The organism is Nocardia wallacei, from assembly GCF_029869545.1.
GTDB classification, from domain to species: domain Bacteria; phylum Actinomycetota; class Actinomycetes; order Mycobacteriales; family Mycobacteriaceae; genus Nocardia; species Nocardia wallacei_A.
On record NZ_JARWQD010000106.1, the window covers coordinates 1 to 24,663 of the forward strand.

The 24,663-nt window shown below is 71.8% G+C and carries 20 protein-coding genes; 9 read left to right on the forward strand and 11 right to left on the reverse strand.

Features of this window, described 5'->3' with window-relative positions:
• A partial coding sequence (locus tag QH290_RS06960) for an FAS1-like dehydratase domain-containing protein (RefSeq protein WP_280382292.1) occupies positions 1–586 on the reverse strand: 586 nt, incomplete at its 3' end.
• Between the two features lie 346 nt (positions 587–932).
• Here QH290_RS06960 and QH290_RS06965 point away from each other — a divergent pair.
• Together QH290_RS06965 and QH290_RS06970 are read left to right on the forward strand one after the other, a co-directional pair.
• The gene (locus QH290_RS06965) at positions 933–1,814 is read left to right on the forward strand and encodes a hypothetical protein (RefSeq protein ID WP_280382293.1); all 882 of its coding nucleotides are present in this window, start codon (positions 933–935) and stop codon (positions 1,812–1,814) included.
• A 104-nt stretch (positions 1,815–1,918) separates the two neighbouring features.
• On the forward strand, positions 1,919–3,262 hold the full coding sequence (locus QH290_RS06970; RefSeq protein ID WP_280261714.1) for an ABC1 kinase family protein: 1,344 nt from the start codon (positions 1,919–1,921) through the stop codon (positions 3,260–3,262).
• Here QH290_RS06970 and QH290_RS06975 read toward each other — a convergent pair.
• Positions 3,204–4,541, reverse strand: coding sequence for a uracil-xanthine permease family protein (locus tag QH290_RS06975; protein WP_280261712.1), 1,338 nt, complete (start codon positions 4,539–4,541; stop codon positions 3,204–3,206). The genes QH290_RS06970 and QH290_RS06975 overlap by 59 nt on opposite strands.
• Complete coding sequence (locus QH290_RS06980) at positions 4,529–5,632, reverse strand: aryl-sulfate sulfotransferase (RefSeq protein WP_280382294.1); 1,104 nt, start codon at positions 5,630–5,632, stop codon at positions 4,529–4,531. The genes QH290_RS06975 and QH290_RS06980 overlap by 13 nt, the downstream gene beginning before the upstream one ends.
• A 142-nt stretch (positions 5,633–5,774) precedes the next feature.
• On the opposite strand from QH290_RS06980, the gene QH290_RS06985 reads away from it, so the two are divergent.
• Positions 5,775–6,374, forward strand: coding sequence for a helix-turn-helix domain-containing protein (locus tag QH290_RS06985; RefSeq protein WP_280382295.1), 600 nt, complete (start codon positions 5,775–5,777; stop codon positions 6,372–6,374).
• Between the two features lie 274 nt (positions 6,375–6,648).
• Here QH290_RS06985 and QH290_RS06990 read toward each other — a convergent pair whose 3' ends face one another.
• The 4 genes from QH290_RS06990 to QH290_RS07005 form a co-directional block, all read right to left on the reverse strand.
• Positions 6,649–6,915: a WhiB family transcriptional regulator gene (locus QH290_RS06990; protein ID WP_114699484.1), complete on the reverse strand. Its 267-nt coding sequence runs from the start codon at positions 6,913–6,915 to the stop codon at positions 6,649–6,651.
• A gap of 182 nt (positions 6,916–7,097) precedes the next feature.
• Complete coding sequence (locus QH290_RS06995) at positions 7,098–7,421, reverse strand: hypothetical protein (protein ID WP_280382296.1); 324 nt, start codon at positions 7,419–7,421, stop codon at positions 7,098–7,100.
• 106 nt (positions 7,422–7,527) lie between these two features.
• Positions 7,528–9,699, reverse strand: coding sequence for an ATP-dependent DNA helicase UvrD2 (locus tag QH290_RS07000; protein WP_425303561.1), 2,172 nt, complete (start codon positions 9,697–9,699; stop codon positions 7,528–7,530).
• 48 nt (positions 9,700–9,747) lie between these two features.
• Positions 9,748–10,203, reverse strand: coding sequence for a MarR family winged helix-turn-helix transcriptional regulator (locus QH290_RS07005; RefSeq protein ID WP_280382297.1), 456 nt, complete (start codon positions 10,201–10,203; stop codon positions 9,748–9,750).
• Between the two features lie 79 nt (positions 10,204–10,282).
• Between QH290_RS07005 and QH290_RS07010 the strand changes: the two genes are divergently transcribed.
• Positions 10,283–10,534, forward strand: a complete 252-nt coding sequence (locus QH290_RS07010; protein WP_280266835.1) for a mycoredoxin — start codon at positions 10,283–10,285, stop codon at positions 10,532–10,534.
• A 4-nt stretch (positions 10,535–10,538) separates the two neighbouring features.
• Here QH290_RS07010 and nudC read toward each other — a convergent pair whose 3' ends face one another.
• Together nudC and QH290_RS07020 are read right to left on the reverse strand one after the other, a co-directional pair.
• Positions 10,539–11,462 carry an NAD(+) diphosphatase gene (gene nudC / locus QH290_RS07015; RefSeq protein WP_280382298.1) on the reverse strand — a complete coding sequence of 308 codons (924 nt, stop codon included), beginning with the start codon at positions 11,460–11,462 and terminating at the stop codon, positions 10,539–10,541.
• A 43-nt stretch (positions 11,463–11,505) separates the two neighbouring features.
• Complete coding sequence (locus QH290_RS07020; RefSeq protein ID WP_280382299.1) at positions 11,506–12,564, reverse strand: potassium channel family protein; 1,059 nt, start codon at positions 12,562–12,564, stop codon at positions 11,506–11,508.
• A gap of 94 nt (positions 12,565–12,658) precedes the next feature.
• Here QH290_RS07020 and QH290_RS07025 point away from each other — a divergent pair, with 94 nt between their 5' ends.
• Positions 12,659–13,048, forward strand: a complete 390-nt coding sequence (locus QH290_RS07025; protein WP_280382300.1) for a DoxX family protein — start codon at positions 12,659–12,661, stop codon at positions 13,046–13,048.
• A 67-nt stretch (positions 13,049–13,115) separates the two neighbouring features.
• Here QH290_RS07025 and QH290_RS07030 read toward each other — a convergent pair whose 3' ends face one another.
• Together QH290_RS07030 and QH290_RS07035 are read right to left on the reverse strand one after the other, a co-directional pair.
• Complete coding sequence (locus tag QH290_RS07030) at positions 13,116–16,739, reverse strand: ATP-dependent helicase (RefSeq protein ID WP_280382301.1); 3,624 nt, start codon at positions 16,737–16,739, stop codon at positions 13,116–13,118.
• Positions 16,736–20,578, reverse strand: coding sequence for a PD-(D/E)XK nuclease family protein (locus QH290_RS07035; protein WP_280382333.1), 3,843 nt, complete (start codon positions 20,576–20,578; stop codon positions 16,736–16,738). Before QH290_RS07035 ends, QH290_RS07030 begins: the two co-directional genes overlap by 4 nt.
• Positions 20,579–20,810: 232 nt before the next feature.
• Here QH290_RS07035 and QH290_RS07040 point away from each other — a divergent pair, with 232 nt between their 5' ends.
• From QH290_RS07040 to QH290_RS07055, 4 genes are all read left to right on the forward strand, one after another.
• Positions 20,811–21,572 carry an alpha/beta fold hydrolase gene (locus tag QH290_RS07040; protein WP_280382302.1) on the forward strand — a complete coding sequence of 254 codons (762 nt, stop codon included), beginning with the start codon at positions 20,811–20,813 and terminating at the stop codon, positions 21,570–21,572.
• 1 nt (position 21,573) lies between these two features.
• Positions 21,574–21,870, forward strand: a complete 297-nt coding sequence (locus tag QH290_RS07045) for an MGMT family protein (protein ID WP_280266841.1) — start codon at positions 21,574–21,576, stop codon at positions 21,868–21,870.
• A 60-nt stretch (positions 21,871–21,930) separates the two neighbouring features.
• Positions 21,931–22,713, forward strand: coding sequence for a VOC family protein (locus QH290_RS07050; protein WP_280266842.1), 783 nt, complete (start codon positions 21,931–21,933; stop codon positions 22,711–22,713).
• A 128-nt stretch (positions 22,714–22,841) separates the two neighbouring features.
• Positions 22,842–24,578 (forward strand): NTP transferase domain-containing protein, encoded by a 1,737-nt coding sequence (locus QH290_RS07055; RefSeq protein WP_280266843.1) that lies wholly within the window; start codon positions 22,842–22,844, stop codon positions 24,576–24,578.
• Positions 24,579–24,663: the final 85 nt, after the last annotated feature.

Consider the following 24,663-nt stretch of genomic DNA (forward strand, 5'->3'; position numbering starts at 1 on the left):
GGTTTGGGGCGGGCGCCGGCCCCCGGGGCCGGCCGGGGGGCGCCGCGCGGGGGCGGGGGGGGGGGGGCGGGGCCGCAACCTGTCCGCCCCGGCGCGGGGGGCCGCGCGCCCCGCGGGGGGGGGCCGTGCGCTGGGTGTGCACGAGCAGCGTCGACGAGCCGACCGTGACGATCCGGTCGTGACTGTCGCGCAGGGTCGTCGCCATCGAGACGATGTCGTAGTCGCGGTAGTGCCGGAACGACTCGAAATGCACATCGCAGCTCACCCGGTCCCCGGCCAGCAGCGGGCGGGTGATGTCGAGGGTGCGGTCGGCGTGCAGGATGCGGCCGCTGTGGAAGCCGGGCACCATGGCGGCGAGGGTCTCCTCCTCGGCCCGCATCCACACCATGGTCGGAAAGGTCGGCGGCGCCACCAGCGCACCGAATCCGCGCGCGGCGGCCGCGGCGGCGTCGAGGTGGATGCGGTCGCAGTTGCCGACGGCGCGGGCGTAGTCGCGGATGCGCTCGGCCGCCACGGCGAAGTCGTTGCGCGATCGCAGTCGTTCATGCGACGCCACGTGCGGGACGTCGACGGATACGCTTCCCATGGTGCTCCTTTGCAGCGAATCCGGCCGAGCCGTTCCGGCGGGTTTCTTCCGAGGGGACAACCATTGTTTTCCCACCCCGCCCGCGCCCGACCCACCAGCGCCGACGATCTGGAGAATTCACCGGGTTCGCGCCCCTCACGTTGTGAACCCCCCACCCCGGCCAACCCACATTCCCGCACGGCGCCTGGGGATTACCGCGTGGGCCCGCGGTGGGGAGGACACCGGTGAGCGGGGCGGGGACAGCGGGGTGTCCTGGCGAGATGACCTGTGGATGAGTCGCGAATTCTGTGGATAACCAGGGGTTTTCGGGGTCCGGGCACCGCACGCGGCGCCGATACTTGCGGGCATGACCATATTTCGGCCGCGTGGGCCGATGTTGCATCCGCGGGTGGCGGTGCTGCGGCGGCCCTCGGGCGCGGTGCAGCTGGGGTGGGATCCCGAGCGCGCGGTGGTGGTGGATCCACCCGGAGTCGGCGCCGAACTCGTCGCCGAATTCCTGAAGCTGCTGGACGGTCTGCGCAGCCATCCGCAGATCATCTGGCAGGCAAGCCGATTCGGGATGGCGGCGGGCGACGCCCTGCACCTGCTCGCCGAGATCGACCGCGCCGGATTCCTGATCCGGCCGCAGTCGAGCCCGGGGCGGGTCCGCTCGGTGCACGTACACGGCCGCGGCCCGCTGTCGGAGGCGGTCGCCGCCGGGGTGCGCCGACTCGGGCTGCGCCCCAGCCGTTCCCGCGACGCCGACCCGCCGGGCACCGGCCCGACCGCGGATGTGGTGGTGCTCGCCGATGCGCTGGTGCCCGAACCCCACCTGGTGAATGATCTGGTGCTGCGGCGGATTCCGCACCTGCAGCTGCGCATCCGCGACGGCCGCGGCGTGGTCGGGCCGCTGGTGCTGCCCGGCGGGACGAGCTGCCTGCGCTGCGCCGACCTCACCCGCCGCGAACTCGACGCCGACTGGCCGCATCTCGCGGCGCAGCTGCTCGGCCGGATCGGCTACGGCTCACCCGCGATGATCGCCGCCACCGCGGCCCTGGCCCTGCGCGACCTCGAGATCGTCATCGCCGGAACTCCCGATCCCCCGCCCCAAACCCTGGACACCACACTGGAGCTGGACACCGAAACCCACCGCATCCACCGCCGCAGCTGGCCCGCGCACGCCGCCTGCGGCTGCCGGGCCGTCCTGACCGCCCCACCGCGCGGGATGCGGGAAAAGTCGAGAGATTGATACGTCCAGTCCGCTGGATGTGACCGATACCACCACTCTGTGAGACCTATAAGTTCACCCGATTCCCATGGCACATCACATGGTCCGTCGGCCATGATGAGTAGGTGTCTGAGATTGTGCGCCGTCGCTCGTCCCGCAATGCCAAGCTGGCCAAGATCCCGCTCGGTATCGCCGGTCGCGCGGCCGTGGGATTCGGTCGCAAGCTGGCGGGGGGCGACAGGGGCGAGATCAACGCCGAACTGAATCAGAAGGCCGCCGAGCAGCTGTTCGCGGTGCTGGGCGAGCTCAAGGGCGGCGCCATGAAATTCGGGCAGGCGCTGTCGGTGATGGAGGCCGCGGTCCCGGAGGAATTCGGCGAGCACTACCGCGAGGCACTGACGAAACTGCAGGCCGCCGCCCCGCCGCTGCCCGCCCCGGCCGTGCATCGGGTGCTGGATCAGCAGCTGGGCACGGGCTGGCGCAAGCGGTTCGACTCCTTCGACGACGAGCCGACCGCCTCGGCCAGCATCGGCCAGGTGCACAAGGCCGTGTGGTCCGACGGGCGCACCGTCGCGGTGAAGGTGCAGTATCCGGGCGCCGACGAGGCGCTGCGCGCGGACCTCAAGACACTGAACCGGATGGCCGGGATGATCGGCGCGGTCATTCCCGGCGCGGACGTGAAGCCCATCCTCGCCGAGATCACCGAGCGCACCGAGGAGGAGCTCGACTACCGCACCGAGGCCGCCAACCAGCGGGCCTTCGCCAAGGGTTTCGACGGCCACCCGCGTTTCCTGGTGCCGAAGGTGGTGGCCGGGGCGCCCAAGGTGATCGTCACCGAATGGCTGGACGGCACACCGGTTTCCGCGATCATCAAGCGCGGCGAGGACGATCCGGCGGGCACCGCCGTCCTCCGCAACCAGGTCGCCGAGCTGATGGGCGAGTTCCACTTCTCCTCCCCCGCGATCGTCGGCAAGCTGCACGCGGACCCGCATCCGGGCAACTTCATGGTGCTGCCCGACGGCCGCCTGGCGGTCATCGACTTCGGCGCCTGCGCGCCGCTGCCCAACGGCTTCCGGCCCATTCTCGGGCAGATGGTGGCGCTGGCGGTCGAGGAGCGGTTCGAGGAGCTGACCGACCTGATGTACACCAACGGCTTCGTCATCCCGGGCCGCAAGGTGTCCCATCAGGAGATCGCCGACTACCTGCGGCCGTTCACCGATCCGATCCAGACCGAGTCGTTCCACTTCACCCGCAAGTGGATGCAGCGGGTCGCGGGGAAGGCCACCGATGTCAGCCGACCGGAGCTGAAAACCGGTATGGCCCTGCAGCTTCCGCCCGAAGACATCATGGTCTTCCGGGTGCTGATGGGTTCCATCGGCATCTGCGCGCAGCTCGACGCCGAGGTCCCGTTCATGAAGCTGATGCACGACTGGGTTCCCGGCTACGCCGAATACCGTACCGCCAGCTGATATTCCGGCGCCGGGCGGCGAACAGCAGGTGGACGGCGATGCCGACGAGCGCCGCCATCGTGACCCCGCTGCCGAGCAGCAGCCGCAGATCGGTCGGAAAGCCCCGGTACAGCGCCGGGGTCAGGATCGGCAGCAGACCGGCCGTCAAAGCCGCTGTGGCCGTCACGAGTTCGGCGTCCGAACCCAGATCGACCCGCTCGAACATGCCGATGCCCGCGGTGACGATCATCGCGAAGGCGATCGCCGCGGTGCCGCCGATCACCGGTCCCGGCAGGGAATTCACGATCCGGCCGATCGGCGCGGCGAAGGCGATCACCACCAGGAGCGCGCCGGTGGCCGCGGTGACGTACCGGCTGCGCACGCCGGTGAGCCGGATCAGCCCGATGTTCTCCCCGCTGGTGACCATCGACGGCCCGCCGAACAACCCCGACAGCAGCGAGGTCACCGCATCGCCGCGGATGGTGCGCCCGACGGTGGCACCGGTATCGATCTCCTTGCCGACCACCTTGGCGTTCAGCACGGTCTGACCGGTCGCCTCGGCCATCGAGCCGATTCCGAAGACCAGCAAGGGAATCGACGCCAGCAGATCGAAATGCGGTGTGCCGAACAGGAACGGCTGCGGCGCCTGCACCAGCGCCGAACCCGGCTGCAGGTGGAACTGGCCCAGCGCGGCCGCGACGAGAGTACCCACGGCCATGCCGATCAGCACCGACAGCCGCCGCCAGCCGGGGGGCAGCACCCGGTGCGCCAGCACGGTCGCGGCCACGGTGACCGCGGCCAGTGTCACCGCCGTCCGGGTGGGCTGGTCGCCGGGGCCGGTGATCAGCCCGCCCGCCACCTTCACCAGGTTCACGCCGATCACCACGATCATGCTCGCGATCACCACCGTCGGCAGCCGGGTCACCAGGCGCCGCGCCACCGGGACCAGGACGATCCCGGCGACCGCGGTGATGAGCACGGCGCCGCTGGCCGTGGCACCGCCGGATTCCTGGGCGATCTGGATGAACAGCACCACCGCCGCCCCGCCCGGCAGCATCACGAACGGCAGGCCCGCACCGAGCGACAATCGTCCCGACGACTGCAGAATCGTGCCGATTCCGCTGAAAAGCAGAGCGGCGCACAGCAATGCGCGCGTGTCTCCGTCGTCGAGATGCAGACTGCGCCCGATCAGCAGCACCGAGGCGATCGGAGTCGCCACCATCACCAGCAGGTGCTGCACCGCGGCGGCGAGCAACCGGCCTACCGGCGGCACCTCGTCGACCGGAGCTACCGCAGCCATGGGATCTCGTCGGCCGCATAGCGATACGCGCGGAAGACGGCGTTGGACAGGCCCGGGAAGATCGCCGCGGTGTCCGGGTCCGGGTATGTGGTGAAGGAGGGCACCACGTACTCCCAGCAGATGCGACCGTCCGCGGTCACCTCGAAGATGCGGCCGAACGCGGCCTCGGTGATCAGCGTGTTGCCGTTGGGCAGCCGCTGGGCTCCGCCCATGAACGGGGTGAAGAATGCCTCGCGCGGGGAGTCCTGGTAGGTCCAGCCGAGTTCGCCTGTGTCGGCGTCGATTTCGATGACCCGGCTGTAGGTGACCGATTCGCCGGTGCGGAAGGTGCCGTTGTCGAACACCAGCAGCCTGCCGTCGCCGGCCGGGGTCGCGTGATGCTGCTGGGCGACGGTCGAGCGGTCGGCCAGGACGGTGTAATCCCCTGTGCGCCTGTCGATCCGGATCACCGCCGAGACGCTGCGCAGGCTCGCCACCACCGTGTTCTCGTCGAGCGGATGGACGCTGTTGATCAGCGGCCAGTGCTCGCGCCAGTAGTGGGGCTGCAGGCCGAATTCGGCGGGATCCAGGTGCTCGAACGCCTTCCACTCCCACCGCCGCGTCCCGTCGGCGGCGACCTCCCGGATCACATCCGCCCAGACCACGCCGTCGGCCTCGGTGCCCGCGACCCCGCCCTCGATCCGCGCGGCGGCGGCGCCGGTCAACGGCTCCACGGCGGTGTAGAGGATGCGGCCGTCGTCGTAGTGGTGCGCGTCGTGATGCTGGTAGTCGTCGCGAAACTCGGTGAGCAGCGCGCCGTCCGGGCCGTACTTGCCCATGGAACCGCCGCTGTACTTGCGCCACATCGCGAACAGCGGCGGAATCGACAGCGTCGCACCGTTGTAGGCCAGGACGCCGCCGGGCAGCAGCCGCGCGTGCCGCCCCGGGCGATGCGGCAGGTGCCAGCGATGCGCCGGTTCGCCCTTCGGATCCACCAGATCGACCACGCCCCGCCCGGCCAGCGGCGCGTACAGGGTGTAACCGGGCCACGACAGCTCCGGATCGATACCGATCAGCCCGGTCCCCCGGCGCTTGAGCGTGTTCTGTTCCACCGCACCTCCTGAAAATGTAGCTTCGCTGAATATTCAGTACGGTAGGACGAGGGTGAAGACTTGCGATCACCGTGATGTAAAAACTGTGCTGCGTCGGCGCGGAACCGACAATGAAGCCCGAAACCGTTGAGAGGCTGGGTGAGTGCACGCGAAGGGTGAGGACGGAAGCCGGTTGAGTCTCGCCGATGTGGTGCACAATCGGCGGCTGGCGGCGCGTCTGACGCTGGCGCAGCTGGCCGAGCGGACCGCGCTGTCGCCGTCGTTCCTCAGCCAGTTCGAGAACGGCCGCACCAACTCCAGCCTGCGCTCGCTGCAGCGGATCGCCGATGCGCTCGGGACCACCGCCACCGAACTGCTGGCCGAGGCCGATCCGGAGCCGCGCGCCGCGGTGGTGCGGGCGGGCGCGCAACCGGTCCTGCCGCAGGCCGATCCGGGCGACGACGGCTCGGTGCGATCACTGGTGCAGGGCCGCCGGGATCTGCGCGCCCTGGAGTTCACCGGCGGCACCGGCCGCGGCGAGCGCGAGTTCGCCCACGACAACGACGAATTGATCTACGTGGTGCGAGGAACGATCACCGTGGCCGCCGACGGTTCCGAGATCGAACTCGCCACCGGCGACACCTACTACTGCGCGGCCGGAACGAAACACCGCTGGTGGGCCCACACCGACGACACCATCACCCTGCTCCTCGCCGTAGCCGACGGCCTCATAGTCCGCCACCCCCCACACCGCCCCCGCTGACCCCACCACCCGATTCCGGCCAAAAGCACGCCGGAAACAGAGAAGGTGCGACTCGCGCGCCACTCACAGATCCCACATGGCCCGCATAGGGCAAGCCCGCACCTCACAGATCCCACATGGCCCCGCATAGGGCAAGCCCGCACCTCACAGATCCCACATGGCCCCGCATAGGGCAAGCCCGCACCTCACAGATCCCACTTGGCCCGCATAGGGCAAGCCCCGCACCTCTGACAGAGATGCGGGGCTTGCTCGTGCTCGCTGGGGTGCCGGGCACTCATGCCACGGCCACCTTGCGCGGGCGGCCGCGGGGCCGCTTGCGGGCGATCACGACACCCTGGTCGAAGATCTCGCCACCCCAAACTCCCCAGGGCTCACGGCGATCCAGTGCCGCGGCCAGGCAGCCCTTGCGGATCGGGCAGCTGGCGCACAGGGCCTTCGCCTCCTCCAGCTGCGCCGGGTTCTCGGCGAACCACAGGTCGGGGTTGCCGACCCGGCAGGGCAGGTTGAGCGTGACTCCCCGGGTGCGGGAAGTCGGGGCCACGGTAGCGCGGCATGTCACGCGAGGAACGGTCGCGGTAGACACGTCGTCTCTCCTTCAGCTCGTGCAGCGGTCGTTTCGTTGTCTTCCGCGAAACCGGTGCCGGTGGCTGGAGAGCCGGTAAAACTATGGCCACGGTTTCGCTTCGGGCGATCCGTGGCCAGGAGGCTTAGGGGAGGTGATCCCTACCTATGTCGACTTCGGTGTCGATCCCTGAACACGGACGCTGGGTTGGTGCGGCGGAGGCGGACTGCCTGGTTGCCGACCGGCTTGTTGTCGGCGACGTAGGCATTGGCGGATGCGTCGGCAAAGGCCAGATGCCAGCCCCACTCGGGCTTGTCCGTCATGATCGGCGCGAACGCATGCGTCGGCGCCGGTGCCGCGGCTCCATGCATGCTTACGACGGACAGGCCGGTCCCCTGCGAAGCGAGGACCCCCCGGGAGGCAGGCGCGCACGTAATCGCCGTCGCCGCAACGCCGGTCGACGCGATGGTTGCGATTGCGTTCATCGGTCTGCCTCCTTCCTTCTTGTGATCCGAATGCTCACTGTGCACGCCAGGATGACCTCCCGGTGTGTGATCCCCACCCTACGGGTGCGTTACACAACCGCACAACCTATTTTTCACCTGCAGTTTTATGGTCTTGCGCACGCGCGCGCGATCGGACTATCGCTAGTACGTCCGCGCCGAACCGGCCGAGCTTCTTGGCCCCGATGCCGGGGATCGCCACCAGCGCGCGGTCGTCGGCGGGTAGTTGCTCGGCGATAGCGGTCAGCGTGGTGTCGCTGAAGACCACGAAGTGCGGGACCGACAGCTCGTCGGCCTTCTCCTGCCGCCACTCCTGCAGCGCGGCCAGCAGGCCGGAGTCGATCTCGGCGGGGCAGCGCGAGCACCGGCCGAGCATGGTCGACTTGGTGCCCAGCAGCGGGCGACCGCAGACGCGGCAGGTCGGATGCCGGCGGCGGCGCGGGTCGCCGGTGGGCCGGGCGATGCGCGAGGCCGGGGACTCCTCGGGCACCAGATCGTTGAGGAATCGGCTGCGGCGGCGCGTGCGGCGCCCACCCTCGCTGCGCGACAGTGCCCACGACAGCTGCAGATGTTCGCGGGCGCGGGTGACGCCCACATACAACAGCCGCCGCTCCTCCTCGAGGGCCGCCTCGTCGGCGACCGTGCCGCCGTCGCCGAGCACGTGGGCGATGGGCAGGGTGCCGTCGGCGAGGCCGACCAGGAATACCGCATCCCACTCCAGGCCCTTCGCGGCGTGCAGCGAGGCCAGCGTGACGCCCTGCACGGTGGGTGGATGGCGCGCCTCGGCGCGGGTGGCGAGCTCGCGCAGCAGACCGCCCAGGTCGAGGGCCGGGTCGTGGGCGGAGACCTCCTCGGTGAGCTGCACCAGCGCCGTCAGCGAGGCCCAGCGCTCCCGGGCCTGGGCGCCGCTGGGCTCGGTGGCGGTGAGGCCGAGGCGGCCCAGGGCGGCCCGGACCAGGCTGACCAGTTCGGCACCGCGGGCGTCGGGCAGGTCGTCGCGGGCGGCGGTCTGGCGCAGTGCCTGGATCGCCTGCCGGACCTCGGTGCGCTGGAAGAAGCCCTCGCCCCCGCGCACCTGATACGGAATCTCGGCCTCGGTGAGCGCCTGCTCGTATGCCTCGGACTGCGCGTTGATCCGGTACAGCACGGCGATCTCGCCCGCGGGGACGCCCTTGCCGATGAGGCGGGCGATGGCCTTGGCGACGGCGAGGGCCTCGGCCGGTTCGTCGTCGTATTCGGCGAACGACGGCTCGGGGCCGTCGGGGCGCTGGCCGATCAACTGCAGCCGGGTGCCCGCGATGCGGCCCCGGGCGGCGCCGATCACCCGGTTGGCCAGCGAGACCACCTGCGGGGTGGAGCGGTAGTCGCGCTCCAGCCGGACCACGGTCGCGTCGGGGAAGCGGCGCGAGAAGTCCAGCAGATGGCCGGGGGTGGCGCCGGTGAACGAATAGATGGTCTGGTTGGCGTCGCCGACGACGGTGAGGTCGTCGCGGTCGCCGAGCCAGGCGTCGAGCACGCGCTGCTGCAGCGGCGTGACGTCCTGGTACTCGTCGACGACGAAACAGCGATAGCGGCCGCGGAACTCCTCGGCGACCGAGGCATAGTCCTCCAGCGCGGCGGCGGTGTGCAGCAGCAGGTCGTCGAAGTCGAGCAGCAGGCCCTCGGCGGTGCTCTTCAGCTGCTCGTAGCCGCTGTACACGGCGGCGACCTTGCCCGCCTCGTACGGGATCTCGCGCCGGAGGCGGGCCGCGGTCGCCGCGTAATCCTCGGGCGCGACCAGCGACGCCTTGGCCCACTCGATCTCCCCGGCCAGGTCGCGCAGGCTCTCCGTACTGGTGGGCAGCCCGGCCCGGCCCGCCGCCTGCGCGACGATCGGGAATTTGCTGTCGATCAGCTTCCACGGCACATCGCCGACGATCTGCGGCCAGAAATACCGCAGCTGCCGCAGGGCCGCGGCGTGAAAGGTGCGCGCCTGCACCGTATTCGCCTCACCACCGAGCCCGAGCCCGCGCAGCCGGCTGCGCAGCTCCCCCGCCGCCCGCGCGGTGAAGGTGACCGCCAGCACCTGATCGGCGCGCACGTGCCCGGCCGACACCAGATGCGCGATGCGATGGGTGATGGTGCGCGTCTTGCCGGTGCCCGCACCCGCCAGCACGCAGACGGGCCCGCGCGGCGCGGTGACGGCGGCCGCCTGTTCGGGATCGAGGCCGTCGAGCCGGAGCGAGGGCGATGTGGTCGGCGCGGGCACGGGCTCCATCATGACAGTGCCCACCGACAGACCGCGGACGCCGTCTCCCGGGCGAGGGTCTCAGCGGTCACGCAGGCGGCGCAGCAGACCGGTGCATCGCGAGACCTCGTCACCGAGCGTCCCGAAGAACTCGCCGTCGCACGCCTCGACCGCCACGATGGCCCGATCCGCCAGGGCCACACCGGCTTTCGTCGGGACCAGCGCTTTCGCGCGCCGGTCGTGCGGATGCTCGCGGCGCTGCACCAGCCCCTTGCGCTCCAGCGCCCGCAGCACCTGGGAGGTCATCATCGGATCGGTGGCGGCGTGGGCGGCGATATCGCGCTGCATCACCGGCTCACCGCCCGAGCTGTCGGCCAGCCGGATGAGCGAAGCCAGCAGCACGAATTGCACATGGGTGAGGCCGAACGGGGCCAGCGCCGCGCGCTGAGCCGCCTGCCAGCGGTTGGTCACCTGCCACAGCAGCAGGCCCGGGCTGTCGTCGGCATGCTCGAATTCGGTACGCACTCGATGCCTCACGCGCCGACCATAGCCCGCGAGGTCGCGAAATCGCGCAGTTGCGGGAACAGGTTCGGCGCCGGCGATGTTGAATGCATGCGTGACAGCTACCGACCTGACCATGTACTCGACGACCTGGTGCGGATACTGCCGCCGCCTCAAGAAGCAGCTCGAGGAGGCGGGCATCACCTACACCGAGATCGATATCGAGCAGGATCCCGCTTCCGCCGAGTTCGTCGGCAGCGTCAACGGCGGCAACCACGTGGTGCCGACCGTGAAATACGCCGACGGCTCCACCGCCACCAACCCGAGCCTGGCTCAGGTGAAGCAGGCGCTGGCGGCCATCGCCTGAGCGGTTACCGCGCCGCCCATGCCTCGACGATGCTGCGCGCGATCGAGATGGAGCCCGGCAGGAACAGCCGCTGCTGCGCCACCGCATCGGAGGTTCCGGTCGGCGCTCCCCACGCACCCGAGGCCAGGGCCTGGCGCACCTCGTCGCGGGTGAACCAGTAGCCCTCGGCGATCTCGCCGTCGGCGAAGACGAGCGGCTGCTCCGGATCGGCGACCGCGGCGAAGCCGAGCATCAGCGAGCGCGGCAGCGGCCACGGCTGGCTGCCCAGATAGCGGATGTCGTGCACATCGACGCCGACCTCCTCGCGGATCTCGCGCTGCACGCACCGCTCCAGCGACTCCCCCGCCTCGACGAATCCGGCCAGCAGCGAGAACATCTTCTCCGGCCAGGTGTGCTGGCGGGCCAGCAGCACGCGGTCACCGCCGTCGTGCACCAGGCAGATCACCGCCGGATCGATGCGGGGGAACTCCTCGTGCCCGGCCTCGCTGACCCGGGTCCAGCCGCCGCTGGCCGGGGTGGTCGCGGTGCCGTCGGCGGCGCTGAAGCGCGCCCGGTCGTGCCAGTTCAGCAGTGCCAGCGCGGTGGACAGGATGCCGAGGGTGACGTCGTCGAGGTGCAGGGCGCTGCCGACCACCCGCAGGTCCATCAGCGTGCCGTCGAGTTCGTTGTCGCGCACCGCCCAGAGGTGGTGGCCGCCGTCGACGCCGAGGAACACCGCCTCCGGAACCGGTTCGGCCGCCAGCGTCGTCGCCGGTTCCAGCAGAATCGTCCCGCCGTCGATGCGCACCTGACCGCGCCGGTTCATGCGCAGCAGCCGCGCGCCCGGCCAGCCCTCCTTCAGCGCCTGTTCGTCCGAACGCAGCTCCTCGGCACGATCGAGCGCGGAACGCGACAGCAGCGGAACGTCTTTGAGCTGAAAACCTGACACGCTCCCGAGGGTATCCGGCGGGAGCGACGGGAGCGGCGCCGGACTACTTGTGCGCGCGGCGCACGTAGAGCAGCCGGTCACCGGCCTCGAGCGCGTCCACCTCGGGCTCGTCGACCCGGATCAGATCGCCGCCGCGGACCACACCCAGCACGATGTCGCGCAGATGCCGGGGCGAACCGCCCACCTCGTCCGGCTCCACCTCGCGTTCGGCGATGGCGAATCCCGCCTCGGGGGTGAGCAGGTCCTCGACCATGTCGACCACCTTCGGGGTGGTGGTGGCGATGCCCAGCAGCCGCCCCGCGGTCTCCGAGGACACCACCACCGAATCGGCGCCGGACTGGCGCAGCAGGTGGATGTTCTCCGCCTCCCGGATCGAGGCGACGATCTTGGCCTTCTGATTCAGTTCCCGGGCGGTGAGGGTCACCAGCACCGCGGTGTCGTCGCGGTTGGCGGCGATCACCACCGACGACGCGTGCTGCAGCCCGGCCAGCTTCAGCACGTCGGACTGGGTGGCCGAGCCGTGCACGGTCACCAGGCCCGCCGTGGCCGCCCGCTCGAGCGCCACCTGGTCGGTGTCGACGACGACGATGTCGCCGGGCTGCACGCCGTCGCCCAGCATCGCGTCGACGGCGGTGCGGCCCTTCGTCCCGTATCCGACCACCACGGTGTGATTGCGCACCCTGTGCCTCCATCGCTGAATCTTGAACGCCTGCCGGGACCGCTCGGTCAGCACCTGCAGCGTGGTGCCGACCAGCACGATCAGAAAGAGCACCCGCAGCGGCGTGACCACGAGGATATTGACCAGTCTGGCCTGCGGGGTGGCGGGCGTGATGTCGCCGTATCCGGTGGTCGACAGCGAGACCGTCGAGTAGTACGCCGCGTCCAGCAGGGACAGGTCGCTGCCCTGGTTGTCGTGATATCCGTCGCGGCCGACATACACCACCAAGGTCGCGGTGAACAGCAACGTGATCGCGAATACCACGCGACGGGCCAGCGAAACCCAAGGGCTGGTTTGGATTTCCGGGATGCGCAGAATTCCGACCAGGGCATAGTCGGGGCGGTCTGTCAGACGACGTAGGCCGCGCGACGCCTCATCGAACACGGGAACCACCGATCCTGTCGTGCACCACGGAACCGCAGCGTACCGGTCCGGCGCGGACTCGACGCGGTGGCGCGCGAATGCGACAGTGATCGGTATGGACGACACTCGCGCCCGGCAGCGCCGCCGGTATCTGCTGACCGCTCTGCTGTTCGGTTCCGGCGTGCTGCATTTCGCGGCGCCGAAGCCGTTCGACTCGATCGTGCCGCGCGCGCTGCCCGGCCGGGCCCGCACCTACACCTACTGGTCGGGCGCCGCGGAACTCGGCGTGGCGACCGCGCTGGCGATTCCGCGCACGCGGCGGCTCGGCGGCCGGTTGGCGGCGTTGCTGTTCATCGCGGTATTCCCGGCAAATGTGCAGTTCACCGCCGACAGCCTGCGCAACCCGAAGGCGTCGCTGCCGGTCAAGCTGGTGTCGGTGCTGCGCCTGCCGCTGCAGGCCCCGCTGGTCACGCAGGCGCTGCGGGTGAGCCGGGACGCGAGCTGAGCGGCCTCAGGTCCCGAGCCGCAGGACGGCGGCGAATCCAGGAGGACGTTCTCGCGAGCGATGCCGCTCAGTCCGATTCGTCCGGTGGGGTGGACCAGGCCGGGGCGGCGGTGTCGATCAGGGCGGTGAGTTCCTCCGGGCCCGGCAGGCGCGGCGGGGCGATGGTGTGGCCGGTGCGGACGTAATGGAATGCGGCGCCTACCTTTTCGAGGATCTCGTGCTCGTCGGCGCCGGTGCGGGCGGCCAGCAGGCGAGCCCAGGCCAGGCGGTAGACCGCCAGCTGCATCTGCACCGCGGGCTCCTCGGCGCGGGTCGGCGCGGCGCCGGTCTTCCAGTCCACCACCAGCCAGCGGCCGCCGGGTTCGGCGAACACCGCATCCATGCGGCCGCGAATCAGGGTGCCCGCGAGGGAGGTTTCGAACGCCACCTCCACCTCCACCGGGTTGCGGTCGGCCCACGGCGAGGACAGGAACGCCTCCTGCAGGCGGACCAGGTCGGCGTCGGCGGTGCCGCTGTCGGCCGCGCCGGGCAGGTCGTCCATCCCGAGCAGCCGGGTCGCGCCGAACCACTGCTGGATCCAGGCGTGAAACGCGGTGCCGCGCCGGGCGAACGGGCTCGGCGGGTACGGCAGCGGGCGGCGCAGCCGGGCGGCCAGTTTCGCCGGATCGGCCCGCAGGTCGACCAGGGCCGTGGCGGGGAGCTGACCGGGCAGCTCCACCTCGCGGACCCTGTCGTCGGCGGCGAAGTGCTCCACGAGCAGGGCGTCGACATCGGCCGCCCAGCCCTCCGGGTCGTCGTCGGGATCCGGTGTGGCGCTGTCTGTTTCGTCGAACAGTGACAGCTGCCCGGTCGGCTCGGTGGCGGCAGCGGCGGGCTCCCCGTCCCGCAGTGCGGCGCGGACCAGGCCCGCCCCCTCCTGAACCGCGGTGCGGCGCTTGCCCAAAGGGTCGCGGGGCCAGTCGGCGGAGGCCGGGTTGTCGGTGAACGGGTTCACCGCGTCGGCGGCGGGCGGGTCGGCCCAGTGGTCGATGCGGACCGTCGCGGCGAGGGTGGAGCCGGGGTCCTCGACGGGACGCTTCAGATCCAGCAGGAAGTCGGACGGGCCCTTGGGGGTCGTGCCGGTCTCCGCCCAGTGATGGGCCGAAACGAACAGGGCGCGTTCGGTTCTGGTGAGCGCGACGTAGAACAGGCGCCGCTCCTCGTCGAGCCGACGCCGATTCAGCGCGTCCTTGTGCTGCTTGATGGCCCGGTCGAGGTCGCTGCGGTCGTAGAGGTCCGACAGATCCAGCACCGGAACGCCGTCACCGGCCGGAGCGGCATCCGGTGTCGCCTCCGCGCGATCGGCGGGCGCCGCGTCGCGCTGCCGGTCGCCGCGGAGCGAGGTCGGCAGTTCGGCCAGCGCGCCCAGCCAGGTACCCGCCGCGGCGCCGGAGGGGAATACGCCGCGCACCACGTGCGGCACCGCCACCACCTCCCATTCCAGGCCCTTGGCGGCATGCACGGTCAGCACCTGCACGCGGTCGCGGGCGACCTCGACTTCGCCCGGCTCCAAACCGTTCTCGACCTCCTCGGCCGCGGCCAGGAACGACAGCAGCCCGGGCAGGGAGGCGCGGTGATCGCTCGCGTATCCGGCGACCACCTCGGCGAAGGCGTCCAGGTGCTCGCGGCCCGCCCCACCACCGGCCGAGGCGCGCCGGGCCTGCGTCTCCACGCCCACGCCGATCGTGCGCTCCACATCGGCGACCAGCTCCGGCAGCGACTGCCCGCCACGCTCGCGCAGTCCGGCCAGTTCCCGGCCGAGGTCGACGATACGCTGGTACCCGGTGTCCGAATACTGTTCGGCCGCACCGGGATCGGCGATGGCGTCGGCGAGACCGGCCTTCTCGGCGGGTTCCGGCGCGACCGCGCGCAGCGCATCGGCCAGGCCCGCCGAGTCGGTGATCGCGGGCGCCTGCTCGGGTGGTTTGTTGATCGACAGGTCACGGGCCCGGCGAGACAGCGCGGCCAGATCCGTGACGCCCAGGCGCCAGCGGGCTCCGGTGAGGATGCGCATGGCGGCGCTACCCGCCGCCGGGTCGGCGATCAGGCGCAGCGTGGCCACGACATCGGCGACCTCCGGGGTGGCGAGCAGCCCACCCAGACCGACGATCTCCACCGGTAATCCGCGCTCGCGCAGGGCCTCCGCCAAAGGCGCGGCATCGGCATTGCGGCGCACCAGCACCGCGGAGGTGGGCGGCGGCACCCCGGCGTCGGCGCGCGCCTCCCATTCGGCCGCGATCCGCTCGGCGACCCAGTCCCGTTCCCCGGCAACGGTTTCGGTGAGCGCCAGCGCAACGGTGCCCGGGGTGGCATCCGGCCGCGGTCGCAGCGCATCCACGCTCACCCCGGTGTGCCGCAGCGGTTCCGCCACCAGATTCGCCAGCTCCAGCGCCTCGGGCGGATTCCGCCAGCTGGTGAGCAGCGGCAGGATCGGCGCGAGAACGCCCGGCGCACTGGGGAAATCGGTCGCGAACCGCGGCAGGTTCGCCGCCGAGGCACCACGCCACCCATAGATGGACTGCATGGGGTCACCCACCGCCGTCACCGCCAGCCGCGCACCGGCACCCAGCACGCCCACATCCCCACCGCCCACACCCACCCCCGAACCCACCCCAACCGCACCCCCAGCGCCTCCAGCACGCTCATCCCCGGGGTCTCCGGTACGTCCACCCTCGGTATTTCCGGCGTGGTTTTGGCCGGAAACCGGCTGGAATGCCTCTGTCCCCTCGCGGCCGTGGGCGCTGTCGAGGTCGCCGAACAGCGCGGCCAGGAGGATGCGCTGGGCGTGGCCGGTGTCCTGGTATTCGTCGAGCAGGACCAGGCGGAAGCGGTCGCGCTCGGCGGCGCCGACCTCCGGATGTTCGGCGGCGAGGCGGGCGGCCAGCGACATCTGGGCGCCGAAGTCCAGGGCGCCGCGGCGGCGCAGCTCGTCACCCAGGCGGCGCACGAGCGGCAGCAGCGCCACCCGCTCGTGCTGCGTCTCGAGGATGCCGAGCAGTTCCTGGCTCGGGCCGCCGCGCTGGCGCGGGCCGCGGGGCAGCGTCAGGATCAGCTTCTCCAGCTCGGTGTGGGCCTCGGCCAGCTGCTCGGGCTCCACCAGGTGCTCGGCGAGCTGACCCGACAGCGCCAGCACGGCCTCGGTGACCGACACCGGGGTGCGGTCGATGTCCAGATCGCCGTCCCAGCCGGTCACCACCCGGTGGGCCAGCTGCCACAGCTGCGTCTCGGTGAGCAGGGTCGCGTTCGGTTCCACCGGCAGCAGCAGGCCGTGCTCACCGAGCAGGCGGCCCGCGTAGGAGTGATAGGTGCTGATCTCCGGTTCGGAGCCGGTCAGCCGGGCACGCAGCCGACCGGTCGGGTCGATCTCGCGCAGCAGCGGCGCACCGGCCAGCCGCGCGAGCCGGGTGCGTATGCGGGTCGTCAACTGCTGGGCGGCTTTTCGCGTGAACGTCAGGCCCAGCACCGCGTCGGGGACGACCAGGCCGTTGGCGACCATCCACACCACCCGCGAGGCCATCGTCTCGGTCTTCCCGGCACCCGCACCGGCCACCACCAGCGTGGGACCGGGCGGCGCCGCGATGACGGCGGCCTGCTCGTCGGTCGGCGGCGGCAGGCCGAGCGCCTCGGCCAGCTGCCACGGCGTGATCCTCATTCCTCGGTCACCTGCCGTCCGGTGTCCTGGACCGGGCAGCTGCCCGAGACCGCGCAGTGGCGGCAGCCGTCGTTGCGCATGGCGAGGTAGCTGGGCCCGCGCGTGGCGGCGGCCGCCTCGTGGATCGCGCCGCGCCACTGCTCGACACCGTCGGCGTCCAGCGCGGTCTGCAGGCGCTGGGTGGCGCCCTCCTTGCTGCTCGGCTTGGCGACGTAGACGAGGCGGGCGCCGCCGGGTTCGGCGTCGGGTGAGCCGTCGTCGAGCGCCCCGGCGGCCGCCGCCACCTGATAGGTCGCCAGCTGTGCGTGCTCCTGCGCGGCCTTCTTGGAGACCGGTGTCTTACCGGTCTTCACGTCCACGATCACGAAGCGGCCGAACGCATCTCGCTCCACCCGGTCGACGCGACCGCGGATCCGCACGGTGTACTCGTCCGGCGTGCGGGCCGGGAGTACGCAGTCGACCGGCACCTCCACGCCCATCTGCGTGAGTTCGTCACGGGTGTTGCGCAGCCAGGACAGGAACGTATCCAGCATGGTTTCGGTGCGGCGCAGCTCCTGCCGCGAATGCCAGCTGTGCGGGCCGTCCTCGGCGGTGCCCGGGTCGATCGCCTTCCACGCCCGTACCAGCGCGGCCTTCACCTGCGCCTCGGAGACCTGCCCGGCCAGCGCCTGCACCAGGGTGTGCACCAGATTGCCCTTGATCGCGTGCGGATTGTCGCCGTCGCTGCCGCCGTGGCGTTCCAGCGCCCAGCGCAGCGGGCAGGTCTGCAGCAGCTCCACCGTGGACGGGGACAGCGCGACCGGACCCGTGTCCGCGCCCCACAGCGGCAGCTGCGAACTGAGATCGGCGGTGCCGTACCAGCTGTCGGGGTGCGCACCGGGCACCCCGGCCCGTGCGAGCCGGGCGAGCTGCCCGGCCGCCCGCTCCCGCCGGTGTGGATCGTCCTCGGGATCGCAAGCGACACCGCGCAATTCGGCGATCAGGGACTGCACCACGAGGGCTCGGCCGGGATCGATGGGCGGCGGAATACGGCCGGGCTCGCCCGTGCCGGAGGTCTCCTCCAGTTCGCCGAGGAAGCGGGAGGGCACCAGATCCCGGTCGCCGCTGACCGATTCGACGGCCGTGACCAGCAGCGAGCGCCGGGCCCGGCTGCACGCCAGCAGCAGCAGGCGCCGCTCCTCGGCCAGGATCGGGGCGGCGCGGCTCACCCGCTCCCCGGAGTCGGCCACGCCCGCAACGAGATCCACGAGGTCCTCGACCCCCAGCAGGGTGCCGCGCGGGCGCAGATTCGGCCAGATGCCCTCCTGCACACCGGCTACCGCGACCACATCCCATTCCCGTCCGGCCGCCGCGTGCGCGCTCACGATCGCGACCGCATCGCCGGAATCGGTGAGCGGCGCCGAATCCTGCGGAATCTCCTGCTGTTCCAGATATTCCACGAATCCCGCGACGGTCGCGCGCGGCAGCCGGTCGACGTAGGCCGCGGCGGCGTCGAACAGCCCGACCGCCGCATCCAGGTCGCGGTCGGCCTGCATCCCGACCGCGCCGCCGCGCTCGGACTGCCGGACCCACCGCTTCTCCAGGCTCGACGCGGTCCACAGCGCCCACAGCACATCCTCGAGACCGGCACCGCGCCGCGCCGCCTTGCGCGCACGCCCGACGGCCTTCAGCACCCGCCGCAGCGGCGCCGCCTCGACCTCGGTGAGCCGATCCAGGATCGTGAAATCCCCGACCCCGGCGACCAACTCCCGCAACACCTCCGCGGACGTCCGGTCCAAATCCGCCGACTGCACGGAATCCACGGCCTCCCAAGCGAAATCATCATCGGCGGCACTCCCACCCGTCCGCCGACGGCCCGGAACCGCAAGATCACCGTCGACGCCTTCCACGGCGTCACGTCGCCCCGAGGACGCCCCACCGCCTTCACCCTCCTCCTGCTTCGCACCCGTTCCGTCCAGCGCCCCACCGGGCTCGCCCTGTGCCGCACCGGCCGCACTCGGCGCCGCATCGGAATCGCCCGTCGCCGTATCGGATTCGCTGGGCCGGGCATCGTGTTCCGGTTCTGCGGCGGCGGGTTCCGTCCCGGGTCGGGCCGCGCGGTCGGCGGCTTCCCACGGGTCGTCCGTGGGGCGGCGGGCTCCTCGTTCCAGGAGGGTGCGGCGGATGCCGCGGCGGAGGCGGCGCAGGCTGATCTGGTCGGCGCCGCCGAGCGGGCCGGACAGCAGGTCGAGGGCGTCGTCCTCGGTGCACAGATCGGGGCGGTCCTGCTCGCCGGACAGCAGGGCGCGCAGCGACAGCAGCATCCAGGCGGCGCCGCGGCGGCGTGCGAGGGGGACGTCGGGCTTCGGTTGCAGAACAGGCACTCCCGCGGCCAGCAGGGCGCGGCGCAGCGGGGCCAGCGACAGCGGCACCGACCGCACGATCACCGCCATCCGCGACCACGGCACCCCGTCGGTCAGATGAGCGCGGCGCAGATGGTCGGCGATCAGCGCCGCTTCCTTCGCGGGCGTGGTGAGCACACGGACGAGGACGACGCCGTCGTCCCGCCCGTGTCCATCGCCGGGACGATCATCGAAACCGGACACCTCGCCGGGACGGTCGTCGAAACCGGGCTGATCGCCGGGGCCGCCTCGGTGCCCAGCGGCGGGACCGACCTCGGGATCGCGATCGAGGACCGCCGCGTCGCCGGAGTCGGAAGTTGCCGCGCCCAGGGCGTTCTCGTGCCCGTCGAAACGATGCGGCGCCCGACCGGGCATGCGCGCCGAGATCCGGACCACGGTGTCGTGAATCGCGCGCGTGGCGCGGTGGTTGTCTCGCAGCACGATGCGCCGCCCCTCGGGCGCCTCCGGATCGAGGGCGAAGCGCACGTCGGCGCCGCGGAAGGTGAACACGGCCTGGTCCGGATCAGCGGCCACCACCGTCACCGCGGGCCCGGATCCGATGGCCCGGACCAGTTGCGCCGCAAGCGGATCCAGGTGCTGGGCGTCGTCGACGAGCAGGCTGTGCAGGCGGTCGCGCTCGGCGGCCAGCAGGTCGGGGTCCAGGGCCAGCACATCGAGCGCGGCACCGACCAGCTCGGCGGCGTCCAGCGCGGGCGCGCTCGCCTCGGGCGCCTCGACGCCGACCGACCAGCGCAGCAGCATCGCCTGCTCGTAGCGCTCGGCGAAACGCCCGGCGGCCTCCCATTCCGGCCGGTCGTACCGGCGGCCCAGGTCGATGAGATCCTCCGGCCCCAGCCCGCGCTCGGTGGCGCGCAACATCAGGTCCCGCAATTGCTCGGCGAATCCGACGGTCCCCAGCGCCGGTTGCAGCCGTTGCGGCCACAATTCGGCGCTCGCGCCCCCGAACCCGCTGCGCGCGAACCCGTCCTGGATATCGGCCAGTTCACCGCGCAGCATCTCCCGCAGCACCACATCCTGTTCGGCGCCGGTCAGCAGCCGCGGCGGCGGATTGCCGTGCGCGGCGGCGTGGCGGCGCACGATCGCGAACGCGTACGAATGCACGGTGCGCACCAGCGGCTCCCGGGCCGCCCCGGGAACCCCGCCGAACGCCCCGGACAGCTGCCGGGTGACGGCATTGCGCACGCGCAGCGCCGCCTGCTTCGAATGCGTGAGTACCAGGATCGATTCCGGATCCGCCCCGCCGGTGATCCGATCGGCCGCGAGATCGGTGAGCAGCGCGGTCTTACCCGTGCCGGGGCCGCCCAGCACCTGCCACGGGCGCCAGCCCGCCTCCGCGGTACCGCTCGCGAACAGCGTCCGGACGTCGGCGCCCCATTCCCGCGTTCGGGGGGCCGTGTCGCTGCGACGCACCAATCGCACCGAGCTATCCGATCGCATCACGGCCGCTATTTCAACAGACACCTCCGACAGAAATTGCCGCGGCGGCAGCAAACTGTGTCGGCCGCGTCCGGCGTATCCGGTCTGTGATACGCGCCGCCCGACGCCGTTATAGGACATCAGGCGATTTCCCCGGGCGACACGGAATGCGGCACGCCGCACCGGCATACGCATTATTCGAACACATTTTCGATATCGCGCATTTGTCGGGCCCCCTCGGCACAATGGTCGCGTGCCCGAACTCAACGTCCATCGATTCGGCCCGGCCGACGGCCCCCTGGTGCTCGCCCTGCACGGCCTCACCGGGCACGGTCGGCGCTGGGCGGCGCTGGCCGCCGAACACCTGCCCGAGGTGCGCATCGTCGCTCCCGATCTGCGCGGGCACGGCCGCTCCCCCGCGCTCCCGCCGTGGACCTTCGAAACGGTGGTCGACGACATCGCCCGGCTGCTCGGCGACACCCCGGCCGTCGTACTCGGGCATTCCTTCGGCGGCGCGGCCGGGATCCACCTCGCCCGCCGCCATCCCGAGCTGGTGCGCGGGCTCGTGCTGCTGGACCCGGCCATCGGCCTGGACCCGGAGCTGATGCTGCACATCGCCGAGAGCACGCTCGCCGCGCCCGACTATCCCGATCGCGAGGCCGCGCGCCTGGACAAGCTGGAGACCGCCTGGAGCGATGTCGAGCCACGGCTGCTGGAGGCCGAACTCACCGAACATCTGGTCCCCACCCCGGCGGGCCGGATGGCGTGGCGGATGAGCCTGCCCGCCGTCACCTCCTACTGGGGCCAGCTCGCCCGCGATGTCGTGCTCCCGCCCGCCGGAATACCGACCGCACTGGTCCGGGCCGTGAAGTCGCCGTTCGTCACCCCGCAGTTCCGGGCCGCGCTCACCGCGCACCTCGGCGCCGACCTGACGGTGCACGAGTTCGACTGCGACCACATGGTGGCCCAGGCCCGCCCCGCCGAGACCGCCGCCGTCCTGCGCGCGATGCTCTGACATGGCGACGACGGACGCGGAGGTCGAGCGGGTGCGCGAGCTGGTCGCGGCCATTCCGCCGGGCCGGGTCGCCACCTACGGCGATATCGCCGCGGCGGCGGGGCTGTCGACGCCGCGCACGGTCGGGTGGATCATGCGCACCGATGCCGCCGATCTGCCCTGGCATCGGGTGCTGCGCGCGAACGGCACCCCGGCCCCGCATCTGGCCCACCGCCAGCTGCGGCGTCTGGCGGAGGAGGGCTGCCCGATCCGCGGCGACCGCGTGGATCTCGCCGCGGCCCGGCACCGCTTCGAATAGCCCGGCGGCACAACCGCCGAACCGCTCCGCGCGGCCAGGTCGGCCGGTTACCGTGGAGCCATGTCCACCCGTCTCGCGTGCGTGGTGTTCGATGCGGTGCGGCCGCGGAGCGTGGCCCGGTTCTGGGCCGAATTGCTGGGCTGGGAGGTGACCGTGGACCGGCCCGGCGAGGTCGACGTGGCCGCACCGGATCCGGACGCGCCCGACGTGGCGCTCACGTTCCTCGCCTCGCGGCGGCCCAGGTCCGGCCGCAACCGCATCCACCTCGATCTGGCCAGCCGATCGCTGGATCATCAACGCGTACAGGTGGATCGGGCGCTGTCGCTGGGTGCCCGGCGCATCGATATCGGGCAGGGCCCGGTGCCGTGGACGGTGCTGGCCGACCCGGAGGGCAACGAATTCTGCGTGCTCGAGCCGCGGGAGCAGTACGTCGACACCGGGGCCGTCGCCGCGATCGTGGTCGACAGCCGCGATCCGGGCCGCCAGGCGCAGTTCTGGTCGGCGGCCTCGGGCTGGCCGATCACCCACGACGAACAGCATTCCGCCGGTATCCGCTCGGTCAGCGAGCAGGGACCCTGGCTCGAATTCCTGCTCAGCTCGGAGACCCGGGAGCCCGGCCGCCTCCACCTGGACCTGGTCTCGTTCCCCACCGACGATCCCGCCGAAGAGGTCGCCCGACTACGCGCCGCCGGCGCAACCCCGGTGCGCCCCACGGATTCTGCCCAGCCCAGCGCCCCGCCCCGGCCCAACTCTCCTGCGCAAACTCCCCGGACCGAACCACCGGTCATTCTGGCCGACCCGGACACCTACGAGTTCTGCCTCCTACGCCCCCACACCACCTGACACCGCCACACCCCTATTCCCGTCACTTCCGAAACTCGGTCTGGTGGGGTTCTGCGTGCGGGGTGGGGGAAGTGGGGACCTTCACGAACTACGATCGGCGGCATGGGCAAGTTGACGGGCGGCGGCTCGTGACCGACTTCGACACGATCGTGCTGGCCGGAGGTCGCGCCACCCGGATGGGTGGGGTGGACAAGCCCGCGATCGTGGTCGGGGGGCGCTCGATGCTGGACGCGGCGCTGACCGCGGTCGCCGCCGGGGCGCGCACGGTCGTGGTCGGCCCGCATCGCCCCGAGCTGGCCCCGGACATCCGGCAGGTGCAGGAGGTTCCGGCCGGGGCGGGCCCGGTGGCCGCCATCGCGACCGGGCTGCGGACGCTGGACGAATGCGATTTCCCGGCCCGCCTGGTGGTGGTGCTGGCGGCCGATATGCCGTTCCTGACCCCGGCGACGATCGACGAATTACTCAGGGCCGCAGCCGAATCCGGCGCCGATGCGGTATTCGCGGCCGACGAGTCCGGGCGTCCGCAGTATCTGGCCGGGGTCTGGCGGCGCAAGGCGCTGCTGGCGGGGCTCGACCGGCTGGATTCGGTGATGAACCAGCCGATGAAGGCGCTGGTCCCCGCCGCTACCGCCACGGTGCCGCTGTCCGGCGTCACCGACTGCGACACCCCCGACGAGGTACGCCGGGCCCGCGCCCACGCGGCGCCGCTCACGCTCGACGACGCGCGAAGTGTGGTGCGCCGCACCATGTCCCGGCTGCCCGAGCACCAGGTACCGCTGCGTTCGGCCCGCGGCGCCGCGCTCGCCGCACCGCTCGCCGCGGCCGAGGCGCTACCGCGATTCGACGTGTCGGCGATGGACGGCTACGCGGTGTCCGGGGACGGCCCGTGGCAGCTGCGGCGCGATGTCGGATTCGCGGGCGGTGAGCGTCCGGTCGGCCTGCTGCCCGGCGAGGCGGTCCGCATCGCGACCGGCGCGCACGTGCCGGAGGGCACCACCGCGGTCGTCCGCGACGAATACGTCGGCCTGGACGCGAACGGCGTGCTGGACCGGCTGCCCGACGCCCCGGTCCGCGACGATGTCCGTCGCCGCGGCGAGGATTGGCAGCCCGGCGACACCGTCGCGCCCGAGGGCGCCCCGGTCTCGGCGGCGCTGGTCTCGGTGGCCGCCTCCGCCGAGGTCACCACGGGGTGGGTACGCGGCCCGGTGCGGGCGCGCATCGTCATGACCGGTGACGAGATTCGCAGCGAGGGCCCGCTGCGTCCGGGCCAGACGCGCGATTCGATCGGCCCCGTCCTGCCCGACCTGCTGGCCTCGTGCGGGGTGCACGCCCTGGACCGGGTCCACCTGCGCGATACGCCCAACGGTTTCGACGAGGTGCTCGACGCCGCGGCCGACTGCGAGCTACTGGTGATCGTCGGCGCCACCGGCGGCGGCGCGGCCGATCAGCTCCGCGCGGCCCTGGATCGCACCCGCGCGCGAATCCTGGTGCACCGCTTGCGAATGCGCCCCGGCGGTTCCACGGTGATCGCCGAAACCGAGTCCGGCACAGCGGTTCTGGGCCTGCCCGGCAATCCCTTCGCGGCGGTGGCCACGCTGCTCGCCCTGACCCCCGCGATCGTCGAGGGCCGCACCGGCCGCATCCCGGCACGCCCGATCACCGGCCCGCTGCTGAACGCGGCCGAAATCACCGGCCCCGCACCCCGTATCGTGCCCGCCCGCACCGCCCCGGAGGGCGGCTGGCTGGGCGACGCCGCCGTCCGCACCGCCCACCTCGCGGGCCTGCTCGGCCGCGACGGACTGGTGATCGTCCCCCCGAACGCGGTCGACGGCACCCACGTCGAATTCCTCCCCCTCCCGGGCTAGTTCCCGAGTGGCCCACGATAATCGCGGCGAACTGGCTGTCTTCCGGACGCCGCGCCACACCGTGCCACCGCGCATCGTCTCTACA

Bases quoted from the DNA above. Each gene is read 5' to 3' on its own strand.
- QH290_RS07000 (WP_425303561.1), bottom strand. From the start codon at position 9,699: ATGATGGAGCCCGTGCCCGCGCCGACCACATCGCCCTCGCTCCGGCTC.
- QH290_RS06975 (WP_280261712.1), bottom strand. From the start codon at position 4,541: ATGGCTGCGGTAGCTCCGGTCGACGAGGTGCCGCCGGTAGGCCGGTTG.
- QH290_RS07050 (WP_280266842.1), top strand. From the start codon at position 21,931: ATGTCCACCCGTCTCGCGTGCGTGGTGTTCGATGCGGTGCGGCCGCGG.
- QH290_RS07025 (WP_280382300.1), top strand. From the start codon at position 12,659: ATGGACGACACTCGCGCCCGGCAGCGCCGCCGGTATCTGCTGACCGCT.
- QH290_RS07045 (WP_280266841.1), top strand. From the start codon at position 21,574: ATGGCGACGACGGACGCGGAGGTCGAGCGGGTGCGCGAGCTGGTCGCG.
- QH290_RS06965 (WP_280382293.1), top strand. From the start codon at position 933: ATGACCATATTTCGGCCGCGTGGGCCGATGTTGCATCCGCGGGTGGCG.
- QH290_RS07035 (WP_280382333.1), bottom strand. From the start codon at position 20,578: ATGCGATCGGATAGCTCGGTGCGATTGGTGCGTCGCAGCGACACGGCC.
- QH290_RS06995 (WP_280382296.1), bottom strand. From the start codon at position 7,421: ATGAACGCAATCGCAACCATCGCGTCGACCGGCGTTGCGGCGACGGCG.
- QH290_RS07030 (WP_280382301.1), bottom strand. From the start codon at position 16,739: ATGAGGATCACGCCGTGGCAGCTGGCCGAGGCGCTCGGCCTGCCGCCG.